At 65.5% G+C, this 24,838-nt stretch carries 18 protein-coding genes and 7 pseudogenes; 11 read left to right on the forward strand and 14 right to left on the reverse strand.

Annotated features, from left to right (window positions below; genetic code table 11):
* Positions 1-83 precede the first annotated feature (83 nt).
* A pseudogene (locus BKA03_RS02735) lies at positions 84-612 on the forward strand (ISL3 family transposase); the annotation flags it as partial.
* 142 nt (positions 613-754) lie between these two features.
* Here the strand turns inward: BKA03_RS02735 and BKA03_RS02740 are convergent.
* The 4 genes from BKA03_RS02740 to BKA03_RS15130 all read right to left on the reverse strand — a co-directional run bounded on the left by BKA03_RS02740 (position 755) and on the right by BKA03_RS15130 (position 3,744).
* Positions 755-1,357, reverse strand: coding sequence for a VanZ family protein (locus tag BKA03_RS02740; RefSeq protein ID WP_062076327.1), 603 nt, complete (start codon positions 1,355-1,357; stop codon positions 755-757).
* 66 nt (positions 1,358-1,423) lie between these two features.
* Complete coding sequence (locus BKA03_RS02745) at positions 1,424-2,716, reverse strand: endo-1,4-beta-xylanase (RefSeq protein WP_179397672.1); 1,293 nt, start codon at positions 2,714-2,716, stop codon at positions 1,424-1,426.
* Positions 2,717-2,802: 86 nt separating this feature from the next.
* The gene (locus BKA03_RS02750) at positions 2,803-3,513 is read right to left on the reverse strand and encodes an alpha/beta fold hydrolase (protein WP_083972126.1); all 711 of its coding nucleotides are present in this window, start codon (positions 3,511-3,513) and stop codon (positions 2,803-2,805) included.
* Between the two features lie 6 nt (positions 3,514-3,519).
* Positions 3,520-3,744: a hypothetical protein gene (locus BKA03_RS15130; protein WP_152649650.1), complete on the reverse strand. Its 225-nt coding sequence runs from the start codon at positions 3,742-3,744 to the stop codon at positions 3,520-3,522.
* 149 nt (positions 3,745-3,893) lie between these two features.
* Here BKA03_RS15130 and BKA03_RS15795 point away from each other — a divergent pair.
* The 5 genes and pseudogenes from BKA03_RS15795 (at position 3,894) to BKA03_RS02780 (ending at position 7,820) form a co-directional block, all read left to right on the forward strand.
* Positions 3,894-4,357: pseudogene (locus BKA03_RS15795) on the forward strand (NAD-dependent epimerase/dehydratase family protein).
* Between the two features lie 18 nt (positions 4,358-4,375).
* Positions 4,376-4,822, forward strand: a pseudogene (locus BKA03_RS02765) (NAD-dependent epimerase/dehydratase family protein); the annotation flags it as partial.
* A gap of 363 nt (positions 4,823-5,185) precedes the next feature.
* Positions 5,186-6,118 carry an NAD-dependent epimerase/dehydratase family protein gene (locus tag BKA03_RS02770; protein WP_062076272.1) on the forward strand — a complete coding sequence of 311 codons (933 nt, stop codon included), beginning with the start codon at positions 5,186-5,188 and terminating at the stop codon, positions 6,116-6,118.
* 157 nt (positions 6,119-6,275) lie between these two features.
* Positions 6,276-6,515, forward strand: a pseudogene (locus BKA03_RS02775) (helix-turn-helix domain-containing protein); the annotation flags it as partial.
* A gap of 351 nt (positions 6,516-6,866) precedes the next feature.
* Positions 6,867-7,820, forward strand: a pseudogene (locus BKA03_RS02780) (IS481 family transposase).
* A gap of 41 nt (positions 7,821-7,861) precedes the next feature.
* Here BKA03_RS02780 and BKA03_RS02785 read toward each other — a convergent pair.
* Complete coding sequence (locus BKA03_RS02785; RefSeq protein WP_062076274.1) at positions 7,862-8,548, reverse strand: glycoside hydrolase family protein; 687 nt, start codon at positions 8,546-8,548, stop codon at positions 7,862-7,864.
* A 64-nt stretch (positions 8,549-8,612) separates the two neighbouring features.
* On the opposite strand from BKA03_RS02785, the gene BKA03_RS15655 reads away from it, so the two are divergent.
* Together BKA03_RS15655 and BKA03_RS02795 are read left to right on the forward strand one after the other, a co-directional pair.
* Positions 8,613-10,466, forward strand: coding sequence for a DUF4012 domain-containing protein (locus tag BKA03_RS15655; protein ID WP_179397675.1), 1,854 nt, complete (start codon positions 8,613-8,615; stop codon positions 10,464-10,466).
* Positions 10,467-10,695: 229 nt separating this feature from the next.
* Positions 10,696-12,090: a sugar transferase gene (locus BKA03_RS02795; RefSeq protein WP_179397676.1), complete on the forward strand. Its 1,395-nt coding sequence runs from the start codon at positions 10,696-10,698 to the stop codon at positions 12,088-12,090.
* 436 nt (positions 12,091-12,526) lie between these two features.
* Here BKA03_RS02795 and BKA03_RS02800 read toward each other — a convergent pair whose 3' ends face one another.
* The 7 genes from BKA03_RS02800 to BKA03_RS02830 all read right to left on the reverse strand — a co-directional run bounded on the left by BKA03_RS02800 (position 12,527) and on the right by BKA03_RS02830 (position 20,108).
* Positions 12,527-13,123: a VanZ family protein gene (locus tag BKA03_RS02800; protein ID WP_062076277.1), complete on the reverse strand. Its 597-nt coding sequence runs from the start codon at positions 13,121-13,123 to the stop codon at positions 12,527-12,529.
* Positions 13,124-13,153: 30 nt separating this feature from the next.
* On the reverse strand, positions 13,154-14,122 hold the full coding sequence (locus tag BKA03_RS02805) for a PDR/VanB family oxidoreductase (protein ID WP_062076278.1): 969 nt from the start codon (positions 14,120-14,122) through the stop codon (positions 13,154-13,156).
* A 131-nt stretch (positions 14,123-14,253) separates the two neighbouring features.
* Positions 14,254-15,546: an endo-1,4-beta-xylanase gene (locus BKA03_RS02810; RefSeq protein ID WP_179397677.1), complete on the reverse strand. Its 1,293-nt coding sequence runs from the start codon at positions 15,544-15,546 to the stop codon at positions 14,254-14,256.
* A gap of 73 nt (positions 15,547-15,619) precedes the next feature.
* The gene (locus BKA03_RS02815; protein ID WP_062076348.1) at positions 15,620-16,831 is read right to left on the reverse strand and encodes a type II toxin-antitoxin system HipA family toxin; all 1,212 of its coding nucleotides are present in this window, start codon (positions 16,829-16,831) and stop codon (positions 15,620-15,622) included.
* The gene (locus BKA03_RS02820; RefSeq protein ID WP_062076349.1) at positions 16,815-17,060 is read right to left on the reverse strand and encodes a helix-turn-helix domain-containing protein; all 246 of its coding nucleotides are present in this window, start codon (positions 17,058-17,060) and stop codon (positions 16,815-16,817) included. The genes BKA03_RS02815 and BKA03_RS02820 overlap by 17 nt, the downstream gene beginning before the upstream one ends.
* A 408-nt stretch (positions 17,061-17,468) precedes the next feature.
* Entirely contained in the window at positions 17,469-18,680 is a 1,212-nt protein-coding gene (metX, locus tag BKA03_RS02825) for a homoserine O-acetyltransferase MetX (RefSeq protein WP_062076342.1), read from the reverse strand.
* An 18-nt stretch (positions 18,681-18,698) separates the two neighbouring features.
* Positions 18,699-20,108, reverse strand: coding sequence for a bifunctional o-acetylhomoserine/o-acetylserine sulfhydrylase (locus BKA03_RS02830; protein ID WP_179397678.1), 1,410 nt, complete (start codon positions 20,106-20,108; stop codon positions 18,699-18,701).
* On the opposite strand from BKA03_RS02830, the gene BKA03_RS02835 reads away from it, so the two are divergent.
* Complete coding sequence (locus tag BKA03_RS02835; RefSeq protein ID WP_062076355.1) at positions 20,107-20,433, forward strand: transposase; 327 nt, start codon at positions 20,107-20,109, stop codon at positions 20,431-20,433. The two genes, BKA03_RS02830 and BKA03_RS02835, sit on opposite strands and share 2 nt — an antisense overlap.
* An 86-nt stretch (positions 20,434-20,519) precedes the next feature.
* On the opposite strand, the pseudogene BKA03_RS02840 reads toward BKA03_RS02835, so the two are convergent.
* Positions 20,520-20,960: pseudogene (locus tag BKA03_RS02840) on the reverse strand (DDE-type integrase/transposase/recombinase); the annotation flags it as partial.
* Between the two features lie 49 nt (positions 20,961-21,009).
* On the opposite strand from BKA03_RS02840, the pseudogene BKA03_RS02845 reads away from it, so the two are divergent.
* Positions 21,010-21,348, forward strand: a pseudogene (locus BKA03_RS02845) (integrase core domain-containing protein); the annotation flags it as partial.
* A 608-nt stretch (positions 21,349-21,956) separates the two neighbouring features.
* Here BKA03_RS02845 and metX (BKA03_RS02850) read toward each other — a convergent pair.
* On the reverse strand, positions 21,957-23,153 hold the full coding sequence (gene metX, locus BKA03_RS02850; RefSeq protein WP_238579481.1) for a homoserine O-acetyltransferase MetX: 1,197 nt from the start codon (positions 23,151-23,153) through the stop codon (positions 21,957-21,959).
* 184 nt (positions 23,154-23,337) lie between these two features.
* Between metX (BKA03_RS02850) and BKA03_RS15660 the strand changes: the two genes are divergently transcribed.
* Complete coding sequence (locus BKA03_RS15660) at positions 23,338-24,786, forward strand: C40 family peptidase (RefSeq protein ID WP_062076168.1); 1,449 nt, start codon at positions 23,338-23,340, stop codon at positions 24,784-24,786.
* The last annotated feature ends 52 nt before the right edge of the window (positions 24,787-24,838 follow it).

Consider the following 24,838-nt stretch of genomic DNA (forward strand, 5'->3'; position numbering starts at 1 on the left):
GGATTATGCCGACCTCACCGCGCCCAACACGCCCCTGAACAGGGACAACGCGAACCACATCGGCATAACCAGGACGTCGGCATAATCCCTTCCACGTGGTCCGCCTGGCTGGCGACGCTCTCGATCAATGCAGCAGGCGCGTCCAGCAGCAACTCCATGGCCATCGGGGCCGCGCGGGCGATTCCCTGTACGTCTCACGCAGGACACTGCACACCGGGCTCGCGCTCCTCACCGGCCGCCAATGGAACCGGCTCGACCGACTGTTCGACGTCGACGAGGACGCCCAAGTTGAGGTGATGCGGGCTGTGTACCAGCGCATGATCACCGCCTACCGCGACCCCGACCGCACCACCGGTCGCCGCGAGCTCACGACGCACCGGCGTGCCGACTGCGCTGGTCGAGCTAGGCCGACTCGGCCGGACCCTGAACGCTCGCTCGCACGACATCCTGGCGGCCCTCGACCGGACCGGGACATCGAACGGACCGACAGAAGCGATCAACGGGCGCCTCGAATACCTCTGCGGCTCCGCCCTCGGCTTCCGCAACCTCGCCAACTACGTAGCCCGCAGCATCCTCGAGACCGGAGATTTCAGACCACTCCGACACCCCTAACTGCGAAGAGCCAATTTCACGCTCGGACGTCGTGGCATCGCGTCAGCGAGTGCCTGCCGGGGCCAGCAAATCCAGCCCGTCGTTGTCGACCAACTGGAGGGCGAGTCTCCTCGCAACCGAGGTGCTCGTTGGTCGCGTTCGACTAGACCAGGGAGGTGCTCTGCTGTGCTGGCGCGCCACCCTTGGTCCGCCGCATAGCAATGAGCACCGCGCCGCCCAAACACGCACCAAGCGCGGCACCTGAACTATTGAGGATCACGTCGTTGATGTCGGCCACGCGGTTCATGGTCGATTGCGTCAGCTCGATCGAGGTCGAGAGGGCGGCTGCGAGCAGCCAGGCGAGCGCCACCCGCTTCACGAGCTGGCTGTGCAGCAACCACACAGTGACCACGCCCAACGGCACGTAGAGGGCGATATTTCCGTAGAAGTTCGCCGATGCATCCGGCGTCGCGTGTGGCCCTGCTGCGTGCCATAGCCCCTTGAAGGGGGCCAGGATCACCTCTCGGCCGGTGCCCGCTGGCGGTTGGTCGCCAATGCGGAAGGCCAGCGTGGCGATGATGATCCCGCCCACGCTCAGGCCGAGGCCGGTCCACAGCCAGCCTCGAGGGCCGTGCAACCAGCCGCGCCGCTTCGCAATCAGCGCGAGCGTCACCAGGACGGCCGCCACCAGGGTAATGGTGAATTGCGCGCTCGGCATGGGGCTGATGAGGCGGCGCAAGAACGCCACGATCCTGTCCCATGGCATGTAGATCCCCTTCGCTGTTGCGCTCAGGCTAGATCATGCTCAGGCTAGATCACGCCCAGGCGACGGCTACGCGAGGGTGACGGTGACCTCGTGCTTTCCGGGCGCGGAGGCGTTCACCTTGGTGGTCTTGTCGTTCGCGGTCACCGAGTACTCGCCGGCTATCCCGTCAATCACGACGCACCCCGCGTCGTCCGTGACGACGGTGGTGGGCTTCATCCACCATTCGCCCTTGATGAGTTCCTGGAGTGCGACGTAGGAGGGCTTGGGGGTGCCGTCGACGCGCACGAGCCCTGAGGGTGCGCCGAGCCATGAGCCCTCGTCGGCGAAACCCCAGTAGGTGAGCGACTCGGTCGCTGGGTGAGCGAAGACGTTGCGGTAGTGGCTCACCATTTCTTGGGCCTGGCGCTCCTCGCCCTCGGGCGTCGAGGGCCACGATTCCACCTGGTAGTCGTTGAGATCGACGATGTCGGCAGGCATGATCTCGCCGGAGACCAGCGTGGTCTCCGTCATCTGGACGGGCAGACCGAAGCGGCCGAACCGGTCCAGGATGGACGTGATCGCGTCCTCCCCGCGGTAGCCCTGGTGCATGTGGGTCTGCACGCCGATCGCATCGATTTGAATGCCGGCCTCGAGGCACCGCTCGATGAGGTTCTCGTAGTCGGCGCTCAGGTCGAAGTCGTTGAGCACCAGCCTCGCCGAGGGGTTGGCCGCGTGTGCCTCCTCGAACGCCATGCGCACCATCTCGAGCTGGCCCTTGGAGAGCGCCAGCCTGGTCACGGCGTTCTCCTCCGCCGTGAACACGGGCAGGATGACCGCCTCGTTGATCGCGTCCCACAGGTCGATCACGCCCGCGAAGGCCGTGACGTCGCGGCGAATCCTGGCACGGATGGCCGCCTCTACGTCGGCATCGGACTTGTCCATCAGCCACTGTGGCGCGAGCGTGTGCCACACGAGCGGGTGCCCCTTGATGGTGGTGCCTCGCTCGGCGAAGTAGCGGGCGGTCGCCATCAGGCGGTCGGTATTGGGGTGGCCCTCCGCGGGCTCGAAGCGACGCCAATAGAACGGCAGCGTGACGGTGTTGTAGAGCCCGAACCACAGGGGCTCAAGTGTGGTCGCACGTGACGGCTTGGCGCCCCCAAAGATGCTCTCAGCGTCGGCGTCGGTCTCACCGTTAGCGGATCCGATGAAGTCGAAGCCGGTGTTGCCAAAGCCGAAGGCGTGACGCGTCTGCTCAACGGTGACCTCGCGACCGGCCAGCGGGACGCCGGCGGCGTCGAGGACGGTAACGGTCGTGGAGGTGGTGCGGTGCGCGTACTGGGAGGCGACGGCGTGCGCTGCTCTTTTGGGCGCGGCGTTCATGTGGGTGCTCCTGTGCCCGTGCGGGGCGGTGCGTCGGCGTTAGAAAACGATATCGAACCCACTGTAGCGCGGCGGGAGTTCCCGCGTTACACGTCCTCGTCGACGCGGTCCAATAGCGTCTCAACGAGAGCGTTCAGCGCCGCGGATTCCACGAGGAAGCCATCGTGGCCCACGTCGGAGTGCAGGAGGTCAACTCCCTCGCAGCCCGGCAACGCGGCCGCCAGTTCCTTGGAGTGCGAGAGCGGGTACAGCCTGTCCGAGTCGACCGCCGCCACGAGCGCTGGCCCCGCAAACCCGGCGAGCGCCGCCTCCGCGCCGCCCCGCCCACGGCCAACGTCGTGAGTGTTAACCGCGTGGACGATGCGCAGGTAGGTGTTCGCGTCAAACCGGCGGGCTAGCTTGTCCGCGTGGTGGGCCAGGTAGGACTCGATGGCGTGCTGGCCCGAGCCGGGCTCGCCCGGCCCGCGCAGCACGTCGCCCTCGATGCCGTCGTCATCCGGCTGTACCGACCGCCCAAACCGCGTGTGCAGTTCGGGTTCCGAGCGGTACGTGGTGTGGGCGATCATGCGCGCGATGCCCAGTCGCACGTGCGGGCCCTCGCCGTCGGCCGCGTCGTAGTAGTCGCCGCCCGCGAACCGGGCGTCGGCGCGGATGGCGGCCGTCTGTGCGGCGGCCCAGGCGATGTGCTCCGCCGTGGTGGCGGCCGTGGTGCCCACGGCCGCGATAGACCGCACGCGCGTCGGGTGGGTGGCCGCCCATTCGAGCGCGCGCATCCCTCCCATCGACGGCCCCAGCATGAGCCTCTACGCGTAGATGCCGAGCGCGTCGGTGAGCCGCACCTCGGCCGCCACCATGTCCCGGAGCGTCAGCCAGGGGAAGCGCAAACCCCACGGGCGGCCGTCCGTGGAGTGAGGGTGAGCGGGGCCGGTGGCGCCCTGACAGCCGCCCACAATGTTGGCGGACTCGAATTCGTGACGCGGAAGATGACCAATGTAGTTGCGCGCATCAGCCTCGGTCAGCAGAGTCACATCGATCCATATGAGCTGTGGTCCAAACGGGATGGGGGCTATGCCGACGACTTCGTGCTTGCACCCGCCGAGACGGTCCTTGGTTGGGATATCGCCACCCTCATGGTTGCGAATGACATCACACTCGAACGCTCGAACGTCAGCTGAAAATGCCGGAGAAGACTGGTTCGGTCATCATCACTGGCGTCGATGGCTTTGTCGGCCGACACGTCGCGCGGCAGGCGAGAGCCGCTGGTATGGCGGTCCACGGCATCGGATACTCCAGTGACCCTGATTCGAGCGTCTCGGATTCGCTCGACAGTTACACCACGGCGGACCTACGGCAAGGGTGGCCGTCGACGCCGAGTGCCGACGCCGTCATCCATCTCGCCGCGCTTGCGGCCGTGGGGCCGTCCTCCGACCACCCCAGGAGTACATCGAGGCCAACTCGGCGATGGTGACGCACATGGCCGAGTCTCTCGTGTCGAGCGGCTTTGAAGGAACCGTGCTCGCGGTGAGCCGCGGGGCGGTGTACGAACCCATGGGCGGCGGCACACAAACCGAGGCATCACCGATTGGCTTCACATCACCGTACGTAGTGAGCAAGATGCTGGTCGAAAGCCAGATGGACTAATACAGGCGGCGGGGACTTCGCACCGTGGTGGCGCTTACCTTCAATCACATAGGCCCCGGGCAGCGCCCGGGATTTCTGGTGCCGGACCTTTGCCAACAACTCGCGGACCATGACCCGTCTCAGCCGATGCCTGTCGGCAACTTGAGCACGTATCGCGACTACTTGGATGTGCGAGACGTCGCACAGGCGTACTTGGCCCTAGTCGCCTCGCCCACTCATCAGCACTTGGTCTACAACGTGTGCTCAGGTGTCTCGATCGCGGGCACGGAGATTCGGGGACGCATTTGCGCAGCCATGGGTATCCCTATGCCGGCTACTTGCGCTGATCCGACGTGCTATCGATCCGTTGACGCGCAAAAAGTCACCGGCTCGAGCGAGCGTCTCCGTGAGGAATTCGGGTGGGCTCCGCAATATGCGCTCGCGCAATCAATCGAGGACGCTGTTGCGTACGTCGCCGACGCGTAGCCACGAGTAAGTACTGAGGAGCGTCGCCATCGGCCCCACCGCCAGCAACCAGGGACTGCCCATGGGCAGTCCCACATGGCCGCCAACACTACGGCTCCAAGGGGCGAGTTCAGACTGACACACTGCGCTTGCGCAACGCCGAACGGCAGACCGCATGGAGACCCAGCGCCGCTGACGTGGGAACTGCGGATGGCGCCTGTCCGTTGCTGACCCAAGCATCTGATCGGGTCCGTCGCTGTCGATTCCGGCTTTGAGGGAGGACGGAGGGATCCCATACAGTTGGGCGTCACAGTAATTGGCAACGATTCGACGAACAGGCCGAAGGACTGAAGTCAGATGGCGTCATGCACGGAGGGGGAGTAAATGGAGCGGACACTAGCTGTCGTCGGTGCGAGAGGATTCCTTGGGGGTGCTGTCGCCCACATCGCCGCGCGCTCTGGTTGGCGTGTGCAGGAGTTCACGCGGTCGGCCCCAGCGATCCGAGACGGACAGCTGCATCCGACGGCGCCGAAATGGGACGCCGTCGCATGGTGCGCAGGCGCCATCAATCCGCACATGGTCCAGACAAGCAGCGCCACTCAGGACCTTGAGCCGAACGGAGTGTCGGAGTTCTTGCGCGCGCTGCGTTCCGCACAGTTGACGCCAACCTTTGTCTACGCGTCATCTGGAGGCACTGTGTATGGTGCGCCTGAGACACCCCCATTTCGCGAGGATTCGCCGACCCACCCGGCCAACTCATATGGACACATAAAACTTCAGACTGAGAATCTCATTCTTGAAATTGCGGAAAAGCCGCGGGTCCTGCGACTGTCTAACCTCTACGGACCCCGTCAGCCATCCACTCCCGGTCAGGGAGTCATCGGCCACTGGCTCCGGGCGGTTGCTGCAGGGGACGACATCGCGATGTTCGGCAACCCAACCTCTACGAGGGACTACGTCTACATCGAGGATGCTGCCGAGGCCGTCATCGCGGCAGCAGCAGTGTATGAAGTTGTAGGCGGCATCCTTAATGTCGGAAGTGGAAACGGCACCTCGCTCGGTGAACTGATTGACCACATTGAGGCGGCGATCCATCCCCGCGTAGTCACCGTCCGACGGGAAGCGGCTCGCCCGACGGACACCAACCATTCATGGCTCGACATCGAACGCGCACGACTGGTCCTCAACTGGTCCCCCAAGGTCGACTTGGATGACGGGATCCGCCGGGCGTGGCAGTACTACGAAAGTCTCATCACGGCGTTGCCGCGCCCATCGCCGCCGTCGATCTCGGGTCCTCTGCCAAATTCGAGCGAATAAACTGGACCAACTCCGACGGCTAGTTGTTCGGTGTTTCGAGGCGCTTCGCAATTGAAGGTGGAGTTCGTAGCCCGCGCAATCCCTACAAAGCGGAGGGGCGGTGTCATAGCGTCGTGGCAACGGTGCAGGTTTCGACGGAGGGTTGCTGGTGCGCAGTATGTTGACGGTGGCGGACAGGGTGGAGATCGCGCAGGGGCTCAAGGCGGGGTGGTCGATTCGGGTAATCGCGGCGCATATTGATCGCTCACCGTCGATGGTCTCGCGGGAGGTGCGTCGCAACTGGCTCAAGACTCGCGGGTATCGCTTGGTGCATGCGGATTGTGCTGCGCAGAAGCGGCGTCGTCGCCCGCAGGTGGCCAAGGTCGCATCCGATGAGGTGTTGCGGGCACGGGTCTTGGTGTCGCGCGTCAGAATGTTTGGCAGGGGTCGCTAGTCGCCGATGCAACGCCCGGGCTGAAGGGTCTGAATGTGACGAGTCGCCCACCGACGATCCCGGCGGAGAAGAAGATCAGCATGGCGTTTTCCGTGAGCCAGGGCGAAATCTCTGTCCCCGAGGCGGCTCGATGGGATAGGCTCTCCGGGCAATTGATCGGGAACTGGAAACGCCAGTTCCTTAGAGGTCGTCGAGGATGTCGCGGCGATCCTGCTGGATGCATGTGGTCGGTAACGCCCTGTTTGCGCACGGGCCCTAGATGTAAAACTGATAGAGGTTGTTGACAGTTGGTCTTCCTGATGGAAGGAAGACTTCATGACATCAACACTTTCTGCCTCGGCCGAGCGGGAGTTCGAGCGGCGGGCCAAACACAAGTTCGCTGTGCTTCAGCACGTTGACGAAGTCAGCGGCAGCGTGGCGGCGACTTGCCGCTAATACGGCATCACTCGAACCTGCTACTACAAGTGGCGCAAACGCTACGAAGAGAAAGGCTTCGAGGGGCTAAAGGAACGCTCAAGCGCGCCGCATCGTTCGCCGAACGTGATCAGCGCGGAGGTGATTGAGAAGATCCTGTGGCTGCGCCACCAGTATCACTTCGGCCCGCACAAGATTGCGATGTATCTCAAGCGCTATCACGACATCACGATCAGCCCGTCCGGGGTCTGGCGGATCTTGAACAAACTCGGGCTAAGCCGACTGCCAGCATCCCAGCGTTACAAACGCAAACAGACGCGCTGGAAACGCTACGAGAAGCAACGCCCGGGCCACCAGCTACAGGTTGACGTGAAGTTCATCGAGCCTTTGGGTCAGGTCGGTCGCAAGAAGCGCTACTACCAGTACACCGCGATCGACGACTGCACCCGCCTGCGGGTGCTGCGCGCCTACCCGACCCATGACCAGAAGACCGCAATCCGGTTTGTCGATCACGTGCTCTCGAAGCTGCCGTTCAAGGTTGAGAAAGTCCAGACCGACAACGGCAAAGAGTTCGGGCAGATCTTCCACTGGCATCTACTCGACAAAGGCATCGGCCACCTCTATATCAAGCCGACCACACCCCGACTCAACGGCAAGGTTGAGCGCTCGCACCGCATTGACTCCGAGGAGTTCTATCGACTCCTCGAAGGCCAGGTCATCGACAACGTCAACCTGTTCAACGACAAACTCCAACAATGGGAGGACTACTACAACTACGATCGACCCCACGGCGCCCTCGCAGGCAACACCCCTTACGAGCGTCTCAAACAGAAAACCCAAGACCCACTGTCATAGACCTACGTCAGCTGCACAACTAGATCATGCGCAGTCGACGGCTATGCGAGCGTGACGGTGGCCTCGTGCTTTCCTGGCGCGGAGGCATTCACCGTGGTGGTCTTGTCGTTCGCGGTCACCGAGTACTCGCCGGCTATCCCGTCGATGACCACGCGGCCGACGTCGTCCGTCACCACGGTGGTGGGGCTCATCCACCATTCGCCCTTGATGAGTTCCTGGAGTGCGAAGTAGGAGGGCTTGGGGGTGCCGTCGAGGCGCACCAGCCCGGAGGATGCACCCAGCCATGCGCCCTCGTCGGCGAACCCCCAGTATGTGAGCGACTCGGTGGCGTGGTGGGCGAAGACGTTGCGGTAGTGGCTGACCATCTCCTCGGCCTGACGGTCCTCGCCCTGGGGCGTCGAGGGCCACGATTCCACCTCGTAGTCGGCGCTCAGGTCGAAGTCGTTGAGCACGAGCCTCGCCGAGGGGTTGGCGGCGTGTGCCTCCTCGAACGCCATGCGCACCATCTCGAGCTGGCCCTCTGCGGGCTCGAAGCCGATGTTGCCAAAGCCAAAGCCGAAGGCGTGACGCGTCTGCTCAACGGTGACCTCGCGACCGGCCAGTGGGGCGCGGGCGATCGGCCCCTCAACCAGCGCATTCAGCGCCTGGAATCCGGGGCCACGGGCCGCCGAGTGCCGGGCGTCGGGTGCGTGCGTGGATTTCTGAGGGTAGTCGTCTACTCTGTTCACAGATAGGAGCGACGCGTTCGCCCGTGAAATGCCCCGGCGGGCTGTGTGTCGTGAGAGGAATGTAGTGGCTACTCAGGAGTGGGAAGACGGTGTACTCCGTGTAGACGACGAGCCGGTCCCCGGAGATCGACGTCGTGCCCGCCACGGGCGCCACTGGTCGGGGAAGGGCCTGCGGGGTCGCGACGTCCGCAGGCTTGTGGGGTTGTGTCTCGTCGGATTGGTGAGCGCCGTCGCCGTGGGAACGCTCACCACCTTCGGGCTGCAGGTGCTCGCGGCCAAGGACGCCGCGGATCACGTTCAGGCGAGCATCCAGCCGGCCAAGGACGCCTTGAAGGCCCGCGACGCGGAGAAGATCACGGAGGTTCTGACCCAAATATCTGCCGCGTCCGCCGCGTTCGATGAGTACACGCATGGGCCCCTGTGGGATCTTGCCGCGAAGGTACCGTGGGTCAAGTCGCAGGTGGTGCCGCTCATGGCCGCAGGCTCCGCGATGGGTGAGCTCAACACGCAGGTCATCGAGCCGCTGTCGCGGCAGAACTTGTCGCTCATTCAGAAGTTTCCCATTAAGGACGGCCGCATCGATCCATATGTTGCGCAGCCGTTCGTGCCCATCCTCGCCGACGCGCAGACGGTCATTACCGAGCAGGACGCCAAGCTCGGCGCGGTGGATCTGACGGGCACCACTGGCAAGATCTCGAGCGGATTCATCAAGCTCAGGGACAACCTGACGCAAGTGCTTCCCTCGCTGACGACGGCGAACAATGTGTTGCCGATGGTGCCGCAGCTGCTCGCTGCGGGGACTGAACGTACGTACTTGGTGATGGTGCAGAACAATGCCGAGATTCGGGCGACGGGGGGCATCGGCGGCGCACTCATAGAGGTGCACGTGACCGATGGCAAGATTTCGATGGGCGAATATCGGTCGCTCGGCGACCTCACTCACTCAACCGTGCTACCGGAGACCGATGAGGAGCTCGCGCTCTTTGGCGGAAGCATGACCTACTTCGGTCAGGATATGAACTACACGCCGGAGTTTCCGCGAATCGCCGAAATTGCATCGGCCTTCTGGGCCCGCGATTTTGGCGACGTGCCGTCTGGCGTAATCTCGATCGACCCCGTCGCGCTGCAGTACATTCTGGCCAAGATCCAGCCGGTCACGATTGAGGGCCTCACCTTCAAAGGTTCGAACATTGCCGACACGCTCTTGCGTGACTCCTACCTCACCTTCCCGGATTCAGCGAACCAGGACAGGTTCTTCGGACTGGCCGCTTCATCGCTCTTCTCGCAAGCGATGAAGGGTGACGTCGACATCAAGGGCGTGATCAAGGGGATCAAGGAGCGACGGATCATGGCTTGGAGTCCCGCCGCGGACGAGACCGCGGTGTTCGATGCCTTGCACGTGGACGGCACCTTCCTGGGCCACGGAGACACGGTGGGGTTGTTCATCAACGACCGCACAGGTGCCAAGCTCGGCTATTACGTGGACGCCAAGGCAACCCTTGCCTTCAGCCAGTGCGCGGCGGGGAAGCCCACCGAACTCACGGTGAACTACGATCTCAACTTCAACTTCTCCGGCGAGATGGCAGCGCTTCCCGATTATGTGGCGGGAGGCTTCTACTTCTCGGATGCGCCTCGCGGCGACTTCGCCGCATACGTGTTCATGTATGCGCCGCTCGGCGCGCAGGTCACGGACTTCAAGGTCAATGGCGAGTCGACGGCCTTTGAAATCCTGCCACACGACGGCCGGAGCGTGCTGAAATACCGGATTCAGATCTCGCCCGGCGAGAGCGTGTCGCTGACGTATACGTTGACGGGGGACATTTCCGCCAACGTCACCCCGGTGGTGACCCCGCTCTCGACTCCGGATGTGTATACCAAGTGGGTCGACACCACGGGGCTGACGTGCGGTCCCGGGTGACGCACGCGTGGCAAAAGCGACCGGAGACATTGACGTGGGAAGGCGCGCTCACTCCACGTTGGTAGCCTGGGGGCACAAAGGGTGGTAGTTAAGGACGAAATTGCGCCCTGAGGGGGAAATGGTGTCGGCACAGACCACGGTGGGAGGGGCACAGGTGGACAAAGGGAATGCCGCAGTGGGGGCGGATCGTCCTCGGGCGATGATTGGACGCCGCGGGTGGGCTGCGTGGATGCGCGCTGCCCTCGGGTTGTCCGACGCCGCTGTCATTGCCGTGGCTCTCGCCGTCGCCCAGGGCGTGCGGTTTGGCTTTGATTCCGAGGTCAATGTCACGGGCCCCTGGTCGCCTTCCTACGTGCTGATGAGCGTTGCGATCGGCGTGGCGTGGTGGCTCGCTCTTTCGTGGACAGGTACCCGGGAGGCCGGAGTGCTTGGCCACGGCCCGCAAGAACTGCAACGACTCGTAGCCGCGTCGTGGCGCACCTTCTCAGTGGTGGCGGTAATCGCGTTCCTGACCCGATGGCAGATCTCACGGGCATACTTGCTTGTCGCCTTGCCCATGGGGCTTGCCACGTTGCTCGTCGTTCGAAGCGTATGGCGCCTGTGGATCCACGGACGCCGCGACAAGGGAGGGCTCCAGGCGAATGTCTTGATAGTTGGCTCCGGGCCGAGTGTCGATGAACTCGTCATGCGGTTCAGGGGCGGCAGACGGGCCGGGTTCCGCGTGGTCGGTGTGGCTTCCGTGCGCGGTCGTCAGGACGATTGGTCTTTGCTCGATCAGTCGATCGTCCGTCTTGGCGAACTCAGCGATCCTGTCGCGCAGGCGCGCGCAATCGGCGCTGACTACATCGTCGTCGCCGGTACCGAGTCGTTGTCGTTTAAGGAGAGCCGGACGCTCGGCTGGGCTCTGGAAGGCACCGACATAGGACTGCTGGTTGCGCCCGGACTCGCAGATGTGGCCGGACCTCGCGTCAAGGTTGCTCCGGTGGCGGGTTTGCCACTGATCCATGTGACAGCTCCGACATTCTCCGGCGCAAAGTACTTAGCGAAGGCGGTCTTTGACAAGTTTGTAGGTCTTGCGATTGCTCTCGTGCTCGCGGCGCCCATGTTTTGTATCGCTGTTGCAATACGACTCACCTCGCCGGGACCGATCATCTTCCGTCAACAGCGCGTGGGACTCAACGGTCAAGTGTTCGGCATGCTGAAGTTTCGCTCCATGGTGCCCAACGCGGAAGCCCGGCTTGAGGAAGCAATGGGTGGCAAGGTCGGCCTCTACTACAAGGCCGAGCACGATCCGCGCATCACCCCATTTGGTCGAGTGCTTCGTCGATACTCCCTTGATGAACTCCCGCAGATATTCAATGTGCTGTGTGGCGACATGTCGCTAGTGGGGCCGCGGCCGCAGATCGCTGCCGAAGTCGCGTTATACGACAAGGTGGCGCATCGTCGACTATTGGTGAGGCCCGGCATGACGGGGCTATGGCAAGTGAGCGGCCGCTCCAGCCTGTCTCCGGAGGAGTCGATCAGGCTCGACGCTTACTATGCTGAAAATTGGTCGCTGGGCGGAGACATCGTCATTATGCTCCGTACGGTCTATGCAGTCATCAGTCCAAGTGGCGCGTACTGACGGCTTGCGTTAGCCGCGTAGCCCGTTCCGACATTCACCTGCGCGGCCTCGTCGTCACGACGGATGAGGGCGGGCAGTACGTGCGACCCGGCGGGAATCCGCAACGACCCACGCGTCTGTCCGGTCCACAACCCTCACGGCACCTGCCATGAGCCTCACCACCGCGAGCTATCACTCCAACTCCAACCTCGCGCGCCTCGCAAGACCCGTACGTGCCCTCGAGGCAGTCGCCCGGCACGATCACGCCTTCGAATTGGCCGCGTACGCGACGGACTCCTCATTGACGATGTCGCCCGAGATCGGCTTTGGCTCAAAGCGTTCAAGGCGCACGCTCGCCACACGGCGGTTAGCCCCGGTCCAAGTTGCGGTGCGGTCATCGTAGGTGGCACAAACGGGGTGCGGCAGCGCAAGTTCGCATGGCCGATTGGCTCGACGGTCATGGAGCTGACGCATTGGCACGCGAAGCGGCCCTGGCCAGCCGACTAGCAACGAGCACTCCACACCCGAGGCCCGCACCCAACGCCGCGCCCGAACTATTGAGGATGATGTCGTTGATGTCGACCACCCTGTCCATGGTCGATTGCGTCAGCTCAATTGAGGCCGACAGCGTCGCCCCGATCACCCAGGCGAGAGCCACCCGCCCGATGAGCCAGCCATACAACAGCCACGCAAGGATCATGCCCAACGGCACGAACAGGGCGATGTTCCCGTAGAAGTTTGCGGACTCAAATGTCGACGCGTGAGGGCCTGCCGCGTGCCGCAGTCCCACGAAAGCCCGGACGTTCACCGATCGACCCGTGCCCGGAGGCACCCGGTCGCCGATGCGAAAGGCCAGGGTCGCGACGATGATCCCGCCAACCGTCAGCCCGAGGGCGGTCCACAGCCAGCCTCTAGGGCCCCGCAGCCAGCCGCGCCACGTGGCGATCAGCGCCAACGCCAGCAAGACGACGACGACTCGGAGGATGGTGATCTGGGCGCTCGGCATCGGGCTGAAGAGGTGGCGCAGAATCGTCACCAAGTGGTCCCACGTCACGCGATCGCACCCTCCATCGTCGGCGCGGACCTAGAGGTCCAACTCCAGCCGCGCACACCCTCGCTTGGCCCGAGACACGCAAATCATCATGGTCTCCGACGCCGCCCTTGCCGGTGGGCTCAGAATGGAGTCGCGGTGCTCTACCTCGCCGCTGAGCACGCGCGTCTCGCACGACCCGCACGTGCCCTCGAGGCAATCTCCCGGCACGATCACGCCTTCGAAGTCGGCCGCCATAAGAATGCTCTCGTCTTCGGGGACCACGAACTCGATGTCGGACTTGGCCGCGTACACGACGAACTCCTCATTGACGATGTCCCCGGAGATCGGCTTTGGCTCGAACCGTTCCAGGCGCACGCTCGCCACGCGACCGGCCTCTTCCATCGTCGTCTCAATGGCGCCCAAGAGCCGCTCGGGTCCGCAGCAATAGACAAGAGCCTCATCAGGCACCGTCGCGAGCGCGGCGCCGACGTCGTAGCGGCTGCCTTCCGTGCTGACAAAGGCCTCTACCTTGGATCCGAACTCCTCCAAGAGATCGTCGAGATAGGCCATGGCCTCCCTGCTGTGGCCAAGGTAGGCGAGCGACCAGTCCGCGCCGTTCGCCTCGGCAAGCCTGCACATCGCGATGAGCGGCGTGACGCCGATGCCTCCCGCGATGAAGCGGTAGGACGGCGCCTGTTCAAGGGCGAAGTGGTTGCGCGGGCCCGAGCTGTCGATGGTGGCGTCCACTGTCAGCTGCTCGCCGATCCGAACGGAGCCTCCGCGGCCCTTGGGGTCAACCAAGACGGCCACGCGCCACGTGTCGCCGGAATCAGCCGTTTCCACCAGTGAGTACTGGCGGATCATGTCCGGGCGGAGCCGCAGATCAATGTGGGCGCCCGGCTCGAGCGGGGGGAGCGGTGCGCCGGTGGCGTCGGAAAACTCGAGTTCGATCACGGACGGGGCGAGGTCGCGGCGGGCCACCACCACAAGGGTGCGCACCGGTTCGGCCTCACCCACCATGCGATCGAACCTCTCCGTCTACCGTCTGCCACTGCGTCGAGTCAGTCTACGGCCCCGTCCACGCGCGACGGAAAGTGATGTGGTGGGTGCCCAACCCCGGCGGTGACCTACACCGTTCCGTCACGCATCGGCTATGCGAGCGTGACCGTGACCTCGTGCTTTCCGGGCGCGGAGGCGTTCACCGTGGTGGTCTTGCCGTTCGCGGTCACCGAGTACTCGCCGGCTATCCCGTCGATGACCACGCACCCCGCGTCGTCCGTGACGACGGTGGTGGGGCTCATCCACCATTCGCCCTTGATGAGTTCCTGGAGTGCGACGTAGGAGGGCTTGGGGGTGCCGTCGACGCGCACGAGCCCTGAGGGTGCGCCGAGCCATGAGCCCTCGTCGGCGAAACCCCAGTAGGTGAGCGACTCGGTCGCTGGGTGAGCGAAGACGTTGCGGTAGTGGCTCACCATTTCTTGGGCCTGGCGCTCCTCGCCCTCGGGCGTCGAGGGCCACGATTCCACCTGGTAGTCGTTGAGATCGACGATGTCGGCAGGCATGATCTCGCCGGAGACCAGCGTGGTCTCCGTCATCTGGACGGGCAGACCGAAGCGGCCGAACCGGTCCAGGATGGACGTGATCGCGTCCTCCCCGCGGTAGCCCTGGTGCATGTGGGTCTGCACGCCGATCGCATCGATTTGAATGCCGGCCTCGAGGCACCGCTCGATGAGGTTCTCGTAGTCGGCGCTCAGGTCGAAGTCGTTGAGCACCAGCCTCGCCGAGGGGTTGGCCGCGTGTGCCTCCTCGAACGCCATGCGCACCATCTCGAGCTGGCCCTTGGAGAGCGCCAGCCTGGTCACGGCGTTCTCCTCCGCCGTGAACACGGGCAGGATGACCGCCTCGTTGATCGCGTCCCACAGGTCGATCACGCCCGCGAAGGCCGTGACGTCGCGGCGAATCCTGGCACGGATGGCCGCCTCTACGTCGGCATCGGACTTGTCCATCAGCCACTGTGGCGCGAGCGTGTGCCACACGAGCGGGTGCCCCTTGATGGTGGTGCCTCGCTCGGCGAAGTAGCGGGCGGTCGCCATCAGGCGGTCGGTATTGGGGTGGCCCTCCGCGGGCTCGAAGCGACGCCAATAGAACGGCAGCGTGACGGTGTTGTAGAGCCCGAACCACAGGGGCTCAAGTGTGGTCGCACGTGACGGCTTGGCGCCCCCAAAGATGCTCTCAGCGTCGGCGTCGGTCTCACCGTTAGCGGATCCGATGAAGTCGAAGCCGGTGTTGCCAAAGCCGAAGGCGTGACGCGTCTGCTCAACGGTGACCTCGCGACCGGCCAGCGGGACGCCGGCGGCGTCGAGGACGGTAACGGTCGTGGAGGTGGTGCGGTGCCCGTACTGGGAGGCGACGGCGTGCGCTGCTCTTTTGGGCGCGGCGTTCATGTGGGTGCTCCTGTGCCCGTGCGGGGCGGTGCGTCGGCGTTAGAAAACGATATCGAACCCACTGTAGTGCGGCTCAGGCTGGGCCGTCACGCAGGTTGGCGATGAAGACCAGGATCTGCTCCCGTAGGGCAGGGAAGGATCCCTCCAGCGGGGCCTCTTCCTTTACGGCCTCCTCAAGTTGGTCGAGCGTGTCCCCGATCACGGCCGCGGCCCGCCTCAGTCCCCACGAGGTGAACTCGGCGAGCAGATCGTCCCCGGTGATGTCGGCGTGACGGTACTTTCCGTTGACGGCCAAGGCGAGCTTGCCGTCGTTTCTCATGTGGGCCTGCGGCACCACGTCGTAGGCGGGCGCGAGGCGCACCTGGCCGTCGGTCGGGTGCAGCAGCCCGATGTTCTTGGTGTGCATGTCGAGGTTGCCGATGCCGACCGCGAGGATCACCATGCGCGCGAGGGCCACCAAGTCCTGTTCGGGGGCGTGCCGCACGAGCGTCTCTGCGACGCGTGGGAGGCTGACGACGCCGCCCATCTCCTGGTACTTCTGGTTTCCACGCGCCCCAAGCGCCTGGCTGAAGTCCTCCTGATGGACGCGTCGTCCGCCCGCTCGGTCGTAACGCTCGATCACCAGCGTGGCAAGGCCATCGAAGTCCTCGATCCGTGTCGCGAATGAGGCGAGCCCGATCCTGCGTGCGAGCCGCGACCCATATTCCTCATCGAAGATCACCGTCGCCTTGTCATCCTTGAGCTGGGGCTTCAGGATGTGCGTACTGGGGTACCCGCCGAGAGCCTGCGCCCACCCCTCACCCGTGCGCACCAGAACGATCTTCGGCTGGACACCACCGAGAGACGACTTGCCCGTGTCGGGCGCATTGGCGAGCGGCGATCCGATCGGGTCCTCGAGGAGGCCGCGAATCTCCGCGGGCGAGACGGGCTTGAGGCTGGGCGTTTTGGGTTCCGTGGGGTCGCCCGGGTCCCACAACTGCAATGCCCCCGCAACATCCCGCCCGTAGCGGGCCAGGAACCCCGGCGTGTCGCCCGCGCGGAGCCCGCTCTGCTGCAGCATGTAGTCGTGCTGGTCGCCCTCGGGAAGCAGTTCGGCGAACCAGTTGCGCCGCCGACCCGACTGGTCGCGCCGTTGTCGGGCGACCAAAGGGACCGCGACCGAGAGCACGGGGCTGTTCGCGCCAAACCGCTCGATTCCCTCGGTGCTGGGGATGAAATCGAAGCTCTGTGCGTCGCCCTCTAGTGTGCCGACGATTGTCCCGTGAAGCTCAACCGCGAGGAGCATCGTCGCCTCCCCAGGTCGCGGTGAACTCGATTCCCGTGGCACGCGCGAGGCTCAGCAGCCGGCGCAGGTAGATGGTCGACTTGCCCGCCTCGATCTCGCTGATGGTGCTCTGTGGGACGGCGAGCTGCGTGGCGAGCTGCTGTTGAGACATCCCACGATCGAGACGCGCCTGCTGGATGGCCAGTCCGAAGTCGGCGGGAGCATGCAGAGCGGCGGTCTGCTTAGACATGACGATCCTTCCGTATCGTTATTTCACGATACCGCATGCTCATCGGAATATCACGATATTCGGTGAGTATCGTGTTTTTCCGATACTGCCCACGGCGTCGCGCCCACTCCGCGCCGTCCGCTCTTTCGCCCCGTCCCGCCCCGCCACGCCCCGTCCCGTCCCGCCACGCCGCGCCCGCCACGCCGCGCCCGCCCCGCCCCGTCCCGTCCCGCCCCGCCCCGCCCCGTCCCGTCCCGCCCCGCCCCGCCCCCCGACGCTACGAACCAATCACGCCTGCGTCGGCCGGCGTGTCCGCGTTGAGTCGGGGCCGGCAACGGCGTGTCGTGCCGCCAATTGGTTCGGAGCGTCGGGGGACGGGTGTCGCGGGTGCCCCGAGTTCCCCGGGTGCCCCGAGTTCCCCGACGCCCCCTAGACCAGAGTCCGCGTGAGCAACCCGTCGACCAGTGCGTTGAGCGCTTCGGACTCGACAAGGAATCCATCGTGGCCCACGTCCGAGTGGAGCAGGTCCACCCCTGCGCAACCGGGTAGGGCGGCCGCCAGTTCCTTGGAGTGCGACAGCGGGTACAGCCTGTCCGAGTCGACCGCCGCCACGAGTGCCGGGCCCTCGAATTCTGCCAGCGCTTTTTCGATGCCGCCGCGTCCTCGGCCCACGTCGTGCGTGTTGACGGCGTGGACGATGCGCAGGTAGGTGTTGGCGTCGAAGCGCCTTGCCAGCTTCTCGGCGTGGTGCTCCAGGTACGACTCGACGGCATACTTGCCCGCCCCTTCGACGCCGGGGCCGAGGAGCACGTCAGCGACCTCGTCCTTGACCGCGGCTTGCGCCGACCGCCCAAACCGCTCCTGCAGCTCCGGCTCGCTCCGGTATGTGGTGTGCGCGATCATGCGCGCGATGCCCAGGCCCACGTGGGGCCCCTCGCCGTCGGCCGCGTCGTAGTAGTCGCCGCCCGCGAATCGGGCATCGGCGCGAATGGCCGCGGTCTGCGCGGCGCCCCACGCGATCTGCTCCGCCGTGGTGGCCGCGGTGGTGCCGACGGCGGCGATGGACCTCACCCGGCGGGGGTAGGTGGCCGCCCACTCGAGCGCGCGCATCCCACCCATCGACGGCCCGAGCATGAGCAGCCACGCGTCGATCCCGAGGGCGTCGGTGAGCCGCACCTCTGCCTCCACCATGTCCCGCAGCGTCAGCCACGGAAAGCGCGAACCCCACGGGCGTCCGTCCGTGGGGTGAGGGTGAGCGGGTCCGGTGGTGCCCTGACAGCCGCCGACGATGTTGGCGGAGACGATGAAGTGGCGAGTGGGGTCGAGCGGTCGCCCCGGCCCGATGAGCGAGTTCCACCAGCCGCCCGTGAGGTGGCCTGGACCGGCGTGGCCGAATGCGTGGCTGTCGCCCGAGAGGGCGTGCGACACGTAGATCGCGTTGTCGCGCGCCTCGTTGAGGGTGCCCCACGTCTCGTAGGCGAGGGTCACGTCGGGAAGCACCTCGAGCGGGTCCGCCTCGAGCGGCAGGTCGCCGATGTCGAGAAACCTTCTCTCGCCGGGGTGGTCGCCTGGGCGCCACGCCCCCGACGCCGGTACAGGCGTCGGGGGAGCGTCAACCCATTCGGACGCGTCGTCGTCCATGGTGTGTGCAGGCCTCGCTTACGCGTTCGCCGTGATGCTCGACCGCGCGGCGCCCGTTGAACGCACCGCCGCCGCGGCCGCAAAGCCCGTCGCGAGGTCGGCCAGGATGTCGTCGATGTGCTCAATTCCCACCGAGAGCCGCACCAACCCGGGCGTGACGCCCGCGGTCAACTGCTCCTCCGGGGTCAGCTGCGAGTGCGTCGTGGTCGCCGGGTGGATCACGAGCGAGCGCACGTCGCCGATGTTGGCCACGAGCGAGTGCAGTTCCAGAGCGTCGACGAACGCGCGGCCCGCCTCGACCCCGCCCTCGATCTCAAACGCGAGCACCGAGCCGGCTCCGCGCGGCGCGTACTTGAGCTGGAGAGCGTGCCACGGGGAGGACTCGAGGCCCGCGTAACTGACGCTTTCCACATCGTCACGGGCATCAAGGTAGCGCGCTACCTTAGTTGCGTTCTCGACGTGACGCTCGATGCGCAGCGACAGCGTCTCGATGCCCTGCGCGATGAGGAACGCGTTGAACGGCGAGATCGCGGGGCCGAGGTCGCGAAGCAGTTGGACACGCGCCTTGAGAATGAACGCGAGGTTGGCACCAAGCGCGGAGCCGACGCCAAGGTCGCGGGCATAGACGATGCCGTTGTAGCTCGGGTCGGGGGTGTTGTACTGCGGGAAGCGCTCCGGGCTCTGCGCAAAGTCGAAGGAGCCGCCGTCGACGATCACGCCGCCGATCGCGGTGCCGTGGCCGCCCAGGTACTTGGTGGCGGAGTGGGTGACGATGTCCGCGCCCCACTGGAACGGCTGGATCAGGTACGGGCTCGCGACGGTGTTGTCCACGATGAGGGGAACGCCCACCTCGTGAGCCACCGCGGCGACGGCCTCGATGTCGAGGAGGTCCTGCTTGGGGTTGGAGATGGCCTCGCCGAAGAAGGCCTTGGTGTTGGGGCGGACGGCCGCGCGCCACGACTCGGGGTCATCGGGGTTCTCCACAAAGCTGACCTCGATCCCGTACTTGGGAAGCGTGTAGTGGAACAGGTTGTACGTGCCTCCATAGAGCGAGGGGGAGGAGACGATGTGGTCGCCCGCCTCGGCCAGGTTCTGGATGGCGAGCACGTTGGCGGCGCTGCCTGAGGCCACCAGCAGGGCGGCAACACCACCCTCGAGCGCGGCGACCCGCTGCTCCACGGCGTCCTGCGTCGGGTTGCCGATGCGCGTGTAAATGGGGCCGAGGTCGGACAGCGCGAAGCGGGCGGCCGCCTCGTTCGTGTCCTTAAAGACGTACGCCGTGGTCTGGTAGATGGGCAGCGCACGTGCGCCGGTGGCGGCATCGGGCGTCTGTCCTGCGTGAACCTGCTTGGTTTCGAAGGCCCAGTTGTCATGTGAATCGCCCCGGGTTTGGTGGAGGGTCTGATTCCCCGAAAGGATGGGAGTCATGCCAGCACCGAGGAAGTATCCGCAGGAGCTCAGGGAGCGTTCCGTGCGGCTTGTGAGAGAAGCGATGTCGCAGGAGACGTCGCTGTCGATGAACGCGGCCGTGGTCCGTGTCGGTCATCGGGTCGGAGTGAACTCAGACACGCTGCGTGGCTGGGTGAAACAGGCCCGGATCAATGCCGGAGAGGTTGCCGGTGTCACGACGACGGACGCGGCCACGATCAAGGCGTTGGAGCGAGAAGTGCGAGAACTTAAACGCGCGAACGAGATCTTGCTTGCCGCGTCTTCTTTCTTCGCGCGGGAGCTCGACCCGCGACTTCCGTTCTAGTGGCCTTTATCGATGAGCATCGCTCACGGTTCGGGGTCGAGCCAATCTGCCGGGTGCTCACCGAGCACGTCCTGACCGGCTCGCTCTCGCACCCATAACGCCATCTCAAGCGCATCAAGGGGCAAGTCAGTGGGCATTTTCGACATCGTCCGCCACCCGACGATCCGGCGCGAGAACACGTCGGTGACGAACGCGGTGAACGCCATCCCTTCCCACGTCGGAACATAGGTGAAGTCCACGACCCACAGTTCGTTGGGACGCTCGGCGCGGAAGTTGCGTTGAACGTGATCCGGCGGACGCGTCGCCGCAGCATCTGGTCTTGTGGTGATGAACTGCTTGCCACGACGCGTTCCCCGCAGTCCCTGAACACGCATCAGGCGTTCCACGGTGCACCGAGCGACCTCGACCCCGTCGCGGTGCAGCAAGCGCCACACCTTACGGGGGCCGCTGATGCCTCGGCCGCGGTTGCGGTCCCAGAACACCGCCTCGATCAAGGAGGCAACTTCCCGGTCACGCACTGAACGCGCCGAGTCGGGACGGTTCCTGGCGGCGTAGTAACCCGACGGGGTCATCCAGCATTCGGACGCGGGAGCTCAATACACCGCGCTGCGCTATTCGGAACGGCTCGCAGACGTGGGAGCGATCGCGTCGATCGGGACCGTCGGGGACTCCTACGACAACGCCCTCGCAGAGACCGTCGTCGGGCTCTACAAAACCGAGTGCGTGACAATCGACGGCCCGTTCCGCACCGCTGACGAGCTTGAATACGCAACCCTGTCCTGGGTGCACTGGTTCAATGAAAACCGGCTGCACTCCTCGATCGGATACCTCACCCCGATCGAGATGGAAGACCTGTACTACCGTGAGAACACGACCCAGGAGCAGCCGCTCCTGGGAGAACTCACCCTCCACTAAACCCGGGGCGATTCAAGGCCCAGTTGGTCATGGTGTATCTCCTGGTGGTGGGGTAGGTCATTACTGTGTGGGGGAAGAGGGTGACCTATCACTGCCCGGAGCTGGGCGGGGGATGCCGCCAGTCCCGCGACCATGACAGGTCTGCGGTTGCGACACGTGGGGTGTGGGCCCGCGGAGGTTCTTGCTCGCGACTCAAGGGTGCGAGCGGGACGCCCTGTGCGGGCGCACGCCAAACGTGCGCTGGACTAGCGACACATTCGGCGGAACATGGTGGTGAGTTTAGAAGCGAGTGCTCGAAAATTGCAAACCGGGGCTTGGCCCCGCCCCGCCCTGCCCCGCTAGTGGCTCAATCCGTACCGGATTTCGCGGGTCTGGCCCCGCTGGTGGCTCAATCCGTACCGGATTTCGCCGTCCCCGCTGCGACGCTGCGAACCAATTCGGGCGCCACGTCGGCCGTCCCCGCTGCGACGCTGCGAACCAATTCGGGCGCCGACGCGCCGGTAGCTTGGGTGCTGGCGCCATCTGCATCGGCGAGTCGCATGCAAATTGGTTCGTACCGTTGGGGGTGCGGACTGCGGACTGCGGACTGCGGAGTAACGGCCGACGGCCTAAAGCCCGGCCTCAAACTCCGCGATGAACGCATTGAGTTGCCCGGACTCGACCAAGAACCCGTCGTGACCCACTGGCGAGTGGACCACCTTCACCCCGTTCGAACCCGACAACCCTGCATCGAGCAGCTGCGAATTCTTGAGCGGATACAAGCGATCGGAATCCACCGCGACCACGAGCGCCGGTCCCGTGTACCGGGCCAGCGCCGTCTCGACGCCGCCGCGCCCGCGCCCGACGTCGTGCGACTGGATCGCCTGCACCAAACGGATGTACGTATTTGCGTCGAACCGCCGCGCCAACTTGCGACCATGATGCTGCAAGTAGGACTGGACCGAAAACAGTCCGCCACGGCCCAGCGGATCGCCGGCGCCCTGATACGAGCGACCAAAGCGCTCCGCCAACTCGCCCTCAGACCTATACGTCGTGTGCGCGATCATGCGTGCGATGCCGAGGCCAACGTGCGGCCCCTCGCCATCGGCCGCGTCGTAGTAGTCGCCTCCACGGAAGTTCGGATCGGCGAAAACCGCCGCCAGCTGCGACGTGGACCACGCGATCTGGTCGGCGGTGGTCGCAGCCGCGGAGCCGACCGGGGCGATCGCCCCCACGCGATCCGGCACCGTCACGGCCCACTCGATCGCGCGCATGCCGCCCATCGATGGCCCGGTGATGAGGCGCCACCGGTCAATTCCCAAGTGGTCTGCCAGGGCGATCTCGGCCGCGACCATGTCGCGCATCGTCACATAGGGGAATCGCGAGCCCCACGGCAGGCCATCGACGGGATGCGGAGACGCGGGCCCTGTCGATCCCTGGCAGCCGCCCACCACGTTCGCCGAAACAACAAAGTGCCGCGTCGGGTCGATGGGCCTGCCGGCGCCCACCATCGCGTTCCACCAGCCGCCGGTGTGGTGCCCAGGCTCGGCGGGTCCCCACACGTGGCTGTCGCCGGTGAGGGCGTGCGCGATATACACGGCGTTGTCGCGCGCGGCATTGAGTTCGCCCCAGGTCTCATACGCGAGCGTCACTCCGGGAAGCGTGCCCACCGGGTCCGCCTCGAGCGGCAAGTCGCCCACATTCAAGAACTGGCGGTGCCCCGGGTGGTCTCCCGGCCGCCATGCGGACGACGCGGGAATGGGGGAGTCGGCCGCAGCGCCTTCGTCTGCCGCCCACGCGTCTGTCTCGATGCCGTCGTCGTCCATGCCGACACCAACCCTAGGGCAGGACAGGGGGCTAGGTGGCATCGATCGACCCTCCGCCGCTTCAGGCGGCGGCGCCATCTGCCGATAAACCAAAGGGCCCGGGCCGAAGTGGGACATCTCACTCGAAAGGTCCATAGCCGGTCATGCCGACTTATGATCGGCAAATTGAGAAGGAGGATCACGCGTGGTGCGAGTGCTGTCGTTCCGTTCGCTGCGTGCGTTCGCTCTCGCGTGCCTCGTCGCCATCGCGGCCTCGATCCTCGTCGCCTCCTCACCTCGCACGGCCGGCGCCGACACCTACCCGGGACTCGCGGATATCGCCGCCGCGAAGGCCGCCGTCGCCGATGCCCAAACCAGTGTCGCCCAACTCGATGCGGCCATCGTCAGCTTGGAAAACGCGAGCGCCGCCGCACAGAACGAGGCTGCCGCCGCCGCGGATAGGTATTCGGGAGCGAAGGCCACGGCGGACCGCACCCAACTCGAATCCGATGCGGCCGCCAAGAGCGCGAGCGACGCCGCGGCCAGTCTCGCTACCGCCCGTGCGAATCTCGCAGGAGTCGCCCAACAGGCTTACCAAGATGGCGGGACGTTCACGTCGATCGAGGCGATCGTCGGAGCCAGCGGCTTCCAGGATGCCATCGCGCGCGCCGAGGACAACGACCTGGCCGCCGCCCAACTCGACGCGGTGACCCAGAAGGTCAAGGCTGCGCAGCTGTACGCCGACACGTTGAGCGACTTCGCCAAGAAGACCGCCGATGCTGCCGCGGTCGCGGCCAACGACGCGGCGATCGCGCTGGCAGCGGCCGAGGACGCCCAGCGCACGGCGGAGCAGGCAGTCGCCGACGCTGCGGCCACGCGGACGGCGGCGATGGTTCGCCTCGCGTCGCTGCAAAACACGACAGTCGCGCTTGAGCAGGCGCGTCAACAGGGGCTCGCCAACGAGCGCGCGGCGCAGGCGCGGGCCGCGTATGAGGCCGCCGTCCGCGCAGCCGAAGCGAAAGCGGCCGCCGATGCTGCTGCGAAGGCTGCGGCGGCTGCTGCCGCAGCGGCTGCGTCCAACTCCAGCGCCGGCGGCACGACCGGCGGCACGACCGGCGGCACTACTGGCGGCACTACTGGCGGCACTACTGGCGGCACTACTGGCGGCACGACCGGCGGCACGACCGGTGGCACCACTGGCGGCACGACCGGCGGCACCACTGGTGGCACGACCGGTGGCACGACGAGCGGCGCCCCTCAGACCGGGGCCTGGTCCTCGTCCGCCAGCCAGGGCCAACAAGCTGCGAACTACGCGCTGACGCTCATGGGTACGCAATACGTGTGGGGAGGCAACGGGCCCGGTTACGACTGTTCGGGTATCACGTACGCCGCCTGGGGGTCCGCGGGCTACAGGCCGTCCCGGACTGCGCAGGGTCAGTACAACTCGACCACGCACATTCCGATCTCCGAGATGCGCCCGGGCGACCTCGTGTTCCACGGCACCGGCCGCAACTCGGGTGCGATTTACCACGTCGGGATCTACATCGGCAATGGCCTGGTGGCCGAGGCGAGAACGTGGGGCGAGGTGGCCATCGTTCGCGCCTACGACGCGTGGAACGTCGGCGACCTGATCCCGTACGCGGGACGCCCGTAACAGGTCAGCAGGCCAAGCAGGGGTGTTGGGTCCGCGTAGCCACGCGTCGGCC

It is taken from the genome of Demequina lutea (assembly GCF_013409005.1).
Lineage (GTDB): Bacteria > Actinomycetota > Actinomycetes > Actinomycetales > Demequinaceae > Demequina > Demequina lutea.